Origin of the sequence: Nocardioides sp. (genome assembly GCF_035429765.1) — a bacterium.
Lineage (GTDB): Bacteria > Actinomycetota > Actinomycetes > Propionibacteriales > Nocardioidaceae > Nocardioides.
In genome coordinates this window covers 1-1,868 of sequence record NZ_DAOMFK010000328.1, presented here as the reverse complement: position 1 = coordinate 1,868, position 1,868 = coordinate 1, and the positions used below count along the sequence as shown (strand labels likewise).

Here is a 1,868-nt window from a genome sequence, read left to right as displayed (position 1 = left end):
CGCGGGCGCGCGACTCGTAGGCGTAGGCGAGGTCGAAGTCGGCCAGCCCGTGCCGCTCGCACTGCGCCAGGCAGCTGTCGGCCGACACCAGGCCACGCGCGGGCTGGCCGGTGGCGACCAGGGCCCGCGCGACCAGGTAGGCCGCTCTCGCCTCGTTCGCGGGCGTGGCCGAGGAGGCCCGCTGCCAGTGGTACGCCGCCGCGTAGGCGTGCCGCAGCAGCTCCTCGTCCTCCTCGGGCGATCGGTCCCGGCCCAGTAGCTCCCACGCCGCATTGTTCGCCTCGACGCCCTGGCGCCGGTGCCAGTCGCCGTCGACGGCAGCCGGGGGGCTCGCGTCCGGCCGGGCGGGGGGCAGCGCCCGGCCGGTCTCCAGCACGGTCTTCAGCGCGTCCAGGATCCACACCCAGCCGTCCTTGACGTTCGCCCAGGTGAGGGGCGACCCGGCCAGGTCCCCGTGCACCAGCCGCACCCGCGTCACCCCGTCGCCGACCTGCTGCACGGTCCACTCCACCCGGCTGGGCGGCTCCTGCGCCATCGCGGTGTCGTAGAGCACGCGCCAGGTCTGCACGAACCGTCCGGGCCGGTCGCCGTCCGGGGCGCTCATCTCCTCGACGACGCCTTCGACGGCGTCCCTCCCGTCTGCGGTGACCGTGCGGTACGCCGCCCCCGGCACCGGCGGCTCCACGAAGCTGGTGCCGTGGAAGTACTGCCGGGTCCACTCCGACTCGGTAAGCGCGCGCCAGACCTGGTCGGCGGTGGCGGCGATGTGGATCTGGTAGACGTGCGCGGTGATCGCCATCAGCGCAGGCCCTTCTGCTCGGGGGCCGCGGGCGGCCCGGACTCGAGATGCTGCTGGAGGCCCACGAGGGCGGAGGTGAAGCGGGCGGCGTACTTCCCGATCCACCGGTTGGCGACCTGCTCGATGGGCACGGGGTTGAGGAAGAGCCGCTTGCTGCGGCCCTCCCGCACCGTCACCACCAGGTCGGCGTCGGCGAGGACGGCCAGGTGCTTCATCACCCCGAAGCGGCTCATGCGGTCCGCGAACCGGCCGGCCAGCTCGCCCACGGTCTGCCCGTCGGCGGCGAAGAGCGCGTCCAGGATCTGGCGCCGGGTGGGGTCGGCCAGCGCCCGGAACACCGGGTCCATGGGGTCGGTCGAGCCGTCCTGCGTCATGCCACGAGATTATGTGACTGTTAGGTCACATGTCAACGAGAGGGTAGCGTCGAGGTCCGTGATCACCGCACTCCACAGCCTCGTGTACGCCGAGGATCCCGAGGCCGCGCGCGCGTTCTTCCGCGACGTGCTGCTCCTGCCCCACGTCGACACGGGCGGCGGATGGCTGATCTTCAAGACCGGTCCGAGCGAGCTCGGCGTGCACCCGTCCCGCTGGGAGCACGAGGGGCAGCGCGGCGGCACCGACCAGCGCTACGACGTCTCCCTGGTCTGCGACGACCTCGCCGCCACGATGGCCGAGCTGGCCGGTCGCGGCGCGACCTTCGCCGGCGCCCCCGTGCAGCAGGAGTGGGGCACCACCGTCGACCTGGTCGTCCCCGGGGCCAGGCCGATCATGCTCTACCAGCCGAGGTACGACCCGCCCGCGCTGCTCCCCTGAGAGCTGGGGGCCCGGGGTCAGCCCTGCTCCCAGGCGGGGTTCCAGCCGGCGACGTCGGAGGCCGGCCGGGTGGCCGGACCGGCGTACACCGCCGAGGGCCGGATCAGCCGCCCGGTGCGCTTCTGCTCCAGGATGTGGGCCGACCAGCCGGCGGTCCGGGCGCAGGTGAACATCGAGGTGAACATCGGCGCCGGCACCTGCGCGAAGTCCAGCACGATGGCTGCCCAGAACTCCACGTTCGTCTCCAGCACACGAT

Annotated in this window: 4 protein-coding genes; 1 reads left to right on the top strand and 3 read right to left on the bottom strand. The window is 73.1% G+C overall.

The window, feature by feature from the left end; all coding sequences use genetic code 11:
* On the bottom strand, window positions 1-799 hold a 799-nt coding region (locus PLP61_RS16855), incomplete at its 3' end, for an SRPBCC domain-containing protein (protein ID WP_324503957.1).
* The gene (locus PLP61_RS16850) at window positions 799-1,173 is read right to left on the bottom strand and encodes an ArsR/SmtB family transcription factor (protein WP_324503956.1); all 375 of its coding nucleotides are present in this window, start codon (window positions 1,171-1,173) and stop codon (window positions 799-801) included. The genes PLP61_RS16855 and PLP61_RS16850, both read right to left, overlap by 1 nt.
* A gap of 58 nt (window positions 1,174-1,231) precedes the next feature.
* On the opposite strand from PLP61_RS16850, the gene PLP61_RS16845 reads away from it, so the two are divergent.
* On the top strand, window positions 1,232-1,612 hold the full coding sequence (locus PLP61_RS16845) for a VOC family protein (protein ID WP_324503955.1): 381 nt from the start codon (window positions 1,232-1,234) through the stop codon (window positions 1,610-1,612).
* A gap of 17 nt (window positions 1,613-1,629) precedes the next feature.
* Here the strand turns inward: PLP61_RS16845 and PLP61_RS16840 are convergent.
* The coding region (locus PLP61_RS16840; RefSeq protein WP_324503954.1) for a citrate/2-methylcitrate synthase at window positions 1,630-1,868 on the bottom strand (239 nt) is incomplete at its 5' end.